The sequence below is a fragment of the Nocardia farcinica genome (assembly GCF_029867845.1).
Lineage (GTDB): Bacteria > Actinomycetota > Actinomycetes > Mycobacteriales > Mycobacteriaceae > Nocardia > Nocardia farcinica_A.
Genome location: NZ_JARWRU010000368.1, coordinates 1 through 4,226 on the forward strand (window position 1 = coordinate 1; position 4,226 = coordinate 4,226).

General features: G+C 72.7%; 4 protein-coding genes. 3 read left to right on the forward strand and 1 reads right to left on the reverse strand.

Going from position 1 to position 4,226, the window contains the following annotated elements; all coding sequences use genetic code 11:
* The first annotated feature begins 30 nt into the window (after positions 1-30).
* Both QH283_RS07830 and QH283_RS07835 read left to right on the forward strand, forming a co-directional pair.
* Entirely contained in the window at positions 31-918 is an 888-nt protein-coding gene (locus tag QH283_RS07830; protein ID WP_280502354.1) for a WD40 repeat domain-containing protein, read from the forward strand.
* A 32-nt stretch (positions 919-950) separates the two neighbouring features.
* Positions 951-1,481, forward strand: a complete 531-nt coding sequence (locus QH283_RS07835) for a RipA family octameric membrane protein (protein WP_280502351.1) — start codon at positions 951-953, stop codon at positions 1,479-1,481.
* A gap of 12 nt (positions 1,482-1,493) precedes the next feature.
* Here the strand turns inward: QH283_RS07835 and QH283_RS07840 are convergent, their stop codons facing one another.
* The gene (locus tag QH283_RS07840; protein WP_280502352.1) at positions 1,494-2,438 is read right to left on the reverse strand and encodes a D-alanyl-D-alanine carboxypeptidase family protein; all 945 of its coding nucleotides are present in this window, start codon (positions 2,436-2,438) and stop codon (positions 1,494-1,496) included.
* A gap of 69 nt (positions 2,439-2,507) precedes the next feature.
* On the opposite strand from QH283_RS07840, the gene QH283_RS07845 reads away from it, so the two are divergent.
* Positions 2,508-4,226 (forward strand): helicase-related protein (locus QH283_RS07845; protein ID WP_280502353.1); only part of this gene is annotated, 1,719 nt, incomplete at its 3' end.

Below are 4,226 nucleotides of genomic sequence, written 5' to 3' on the forward strand. Positions count from 1 at the left end.
TTCGACGGTCAGCTATACGGCTAACCTATTATCGGCCACCGAGGCGTCGTGACGAGCATGGGATTCGCCTCGGCCGGTCGAATCGTCTCCGGCGGAGCCGACGGCACGCTCCGGGTCTGGGATGCGGGAACCCAGCGGCAGGTCGGCGCACCCATGACCGGCCATCAGGGGGCGGTGTTGAGCACGGCCGTCACTCCCGACGGCCGTCGCGTGGTCTCCGGTGGAGAGGACGGCACGGTGCGGATCTGGGATGCCGGAACGCAGCGGCAGGTCGGCGCCTCGATGGCGGGACACGAGGGCTACGTGCTGAGTGTGGCGATCTCCCCCGACGGCGGCCGTGTGGTCTCCGGTGGGCAGGACAACACGGTGCGGATCTGGGATGCCGGCAGCGGACGTCAGATCGGTGACCCCATCAGCGGACATGCCGGTCAGGCGAGGAACGTGGCGTTCACCCCGGACGGCAGGCGTCTGGTGACCACCGATCTCGAGGGGACGATCCGGTTCTGGGACATCGAAACGCGCGAGCGGGTCGGCGCCATCGCCTCCGGGCACGGATTGGTGACCGGCCTGGCCGTCGATCACGATGGCCGGCGCGTCGCCACTGCCGGATACGATCGCACCGTGCGGTTGTGGGACGTCGAATCCGGTCGTCCCCTCGGTCCGCCCATCACCGGTCACACCGCCGTGATCACGAGCATCGCGTTCAGTGCCGACGGGCGCTACCTCGTCTCCGCCGGAATGGACGACAGCATCATGCTCTGGCCGACCACACCGGAGGAGTGGGAAGCCGCGCTGTGCGGCAAACTCACCGTCGACATCGGTCACCGCCAGTGGCGTGAGTGGATCTCCCCGGACATTCCCTACGAAGAAGTCTGCACCGGGCTTCCGGTGCCGCCCGACGCCGCCACCGGCGAATGACCGGTTACCAGCGCCACACCAGGAGGTGCCCGGTGTCCCGCAGCGATGAACGATCCCACCTGAACGACCGCCTCTGGAGCGACGCGGCCCGCACACCCGGCTCCGACCCCCGCACCACCCCCTACGAGACGGCCGTCCTCGAGCAGTACCGGCTCTGCGTGGAGATGGCCGACCGGGTGAGCGCCCGTCGCGGCCTGATGAACTCCTTCTTCCTCAGCCTGAACACCGGGATCTTCGTCCTGATCACCACTTTCGGCGAGCAACCGCCGTCCGGCGCCGAGGCGTGGTGGATGGTGATCCCGCTCGCCGCCGTGCTGTGCCAGTGTTTCGCCTGGTTCTATCTGGTGCGCAGCTACCGGCTGCTCAACAGCGCCAAGTACCGGGTGATCGGCGCGCTGGAGGAACGCCTGCCCGCCTCGCCGTTCTGGCGCGCCGAGTGGTGGGCGCTCGGAGAAGGGCGCGACCGGTCCCGCTACTGGCCGCTGTCCCATATCGAGCAGTGGATTCCGATCCTGTTCGCCACGGCCTATCTCGCGGGTTTCGTCACCATCCTGCTCGCATGACGGCTCCGCCGCTCAGCCGATCGGCAGGCCGCTGAGGATCGGGACGAAACCCCAGTTCATGAGGCGTTCGGCGTCGGCGGTGGCGGCGTCCATGTCCCAGGGGGAGCTGTTGAGCACCACACCGATCAGGCGCTGGCCGCCCCGGCTGGCCTCGAACAGCAGGCAGGTGCCCGCGGCGTCGGTGTTGCCGGTCTTGATGCCCGCGATGCCGGGATAGCGGCCGAGCAGGTCATTGGTGTTCTCCCAGGTGAAGGCCTTGTGGGTGGGCCCGGCGGGTTCGTGGTGGACCGGGATGGCGACGATCTGCCGGAACAGCGGGATGGACATGGCGTGGCGGGCGAGGCGGACCAGGTCGGCGGCGGTGGACCAGGTGGCGTAGTCGTCCGGGATGGGCAGGCCGCTGGGGTCGGCGAAATGGGTGTCGGCCATGCCGAGCCGCCGCGCGGTGTCGTTCATCTTCGCCAGGAAACCCTGCTGGCCTGGGCCGTACGCCTCGGCGAGCGCGTAGGCGGCTTCGCAGCCCGAGGGCAACATCATGGCGTAGAGGAGCTGGCGGCCGGTGAGCACCTCCCCGGAGCTCAGGTTCGCGGTGCTGCCGCCCTCGGAGGCGGCGTAGTCCAGGGCGGCGCGGGTGACGGTGACCGGCCGGTCGAGGTCGCCGGATTCCAGGACGACGACGGCCGTCATGACCTTGGTGATGCTGGCGATCGGCACCCGGGCGGTCGGCTGCCGCGACCACAGCAGCAGGCCGGTGTTGGCCTCGGCCAACGCCGCGGACGCCGCCCGCACGCCGTCGGGCTGCATGGCGAACGGGAAGGGAAGCTGTCCCTGCGAGCTGCCCGGCGCCGGGGCCGCGGTCGCGGTGGGCGCGGGGGCAGCGCCGGGAGTGAGGAGGGGAGCGAAGACCACGAGCATTCCGGCGAGCGCCGCCGGCACCACACGGGGAAGGATTCGCATCGGCCTATTCTGTCGCCCGCACCGCCCGGATCGCGGCATTGAACGGCCGAGGCTTCAGACTGGTCGGTTATGGACCTGCCCGAGCTTCCAGACCTGCCGATCCGCGGCGTCCTCGATCGTGTGGTGACCACGCTGGCCGAGCGCGGAACCGCCGTGCTCGTCGCACCTCCAGGCACCGGCAAGACCACCCTGGTGCCGCTCGCCCTGGCCGCGCGCGGCCGTGGGCGTGTGGTGGTGGCGGAGCCGCGGCGGCTGGCGGCGCGGGCGGCGGCCGGTCGGATGGCGGCGCTGCTGGGGGAACAGGTCGGCGAGTCGGTCGGCTACTCGGTGCGCGGGGACCGCCGCGTCGGACCCCGCACCCGCATCGAGGTGGTGACCTCCGGCCTGTTGGTGCGCCGATTGCAGGACGACCCCGAGCTGTCCGGTGTCGATGTGGTGCTGCTCGACGAATGCCACGAACGGCATCTGGACGCCGACCTGCTGCTCGCTCTGCTGCTGGACGCCAGGGCAGGCCTGCGGCCGGACCTGCGCGTGCTCGCCACCTCGGCGACGGTTGCCGCCGAACGCCTTTCGGCGATCCTGGGTGGGGAGGAACCGGCCCCGGTGCTCGAGGCCCATGGCCGGACCCACCCCGTCACCACCCGCTACGTGCCGCCCCTGCCGAGGGAACGCGCCGAGGCGCACGTCGCGCGCACCGTCCGGCTCGCGCTGGCCGAGTCCGAGGGCGACGTGCTGGTCTTCCTGCCCGGCGCGGCCGAGATCCGCCGGGTCACCGCCATGCTGGCCGACCTGCCCGACGTCGACGTCCTCGCCCTGCACGGACGGCTGTCCGCGGCGAACCAGGACCGTGCCCTTCGTCCCGGCGCGCGACGGCGGGTGGTGCTGTCCACGGCGGTCGCCGAGTCCAGCCTGACCGTGCCGGGTGTGCGGGCGGTGGTCGACTCCGGGCTGGCCAGGGTGCCGAGGATCGACCGGGCCAGGGGATTGTCGGGGCTCGCGACCGTGCGGGTCTCGGCGGCGGTGGCCGATCAGCGGGCCGGTCGCGCGGGCCGGGAGGCGCCGGGCCGGGTGTGGCGCTGCTGGCCGGAACACGAGCACTCGACCCTGCCCGCCTACCCGGAACCGGAGATCCGCACCGCCGACCTGACCCGGCTTGCCCTCGAACTCGCCTGCTGGGGCACCACCGACGGCCGGGGCCTGAGCTGGTGGGACGCCCCGCCGCCGGGCGGGCTCGGCGCCGGAGTCGAGGTGCTGCGCGCTCTCGGCGCGGTCGACGCCGACGGGACCGTGACCGATCGGGGACGCCACATCGCCCGCATCGGCCTGCACCCGCGGCTGGCCCGCGCCCTGCTCGACGGCGCCGAAGTGGTGGGCGCGCGGACAGCCGCGGAGGTGGTGACCGTCCTCGACGACGACAGCCACCTCGACGGCGTCGACCTGGTGGCGGGCCTGCGGAAACTGCGGCGGGAACGGCCGGAGCGCTGGCGGCGGGAGGTCGACCGGCTGGCCAGGCTCGTCGACGGCCGGGGCGATCGGGACGATCCCGCCCACGTGGTGGCGTTGGCCTATCCCGAGCGACTGGCACGACGGCGCGCCGCCGGCTCGGCGAGCTATCTCATGGCGGGCGGGACCGCGGTCACCCTGCCACCCGGCGCGGGCCTCGGGGACGCGGAATGGCTCGCCGTCGGCGCGGCCACCCGGGCCCCCGGGCGCGCCGAGGGAGTGGTGGGGTCGGCGGCGGGGGGCGCCCGCGCGCCGGGCCCGGGCGCGGCGGGCCGCCCGGGGGGG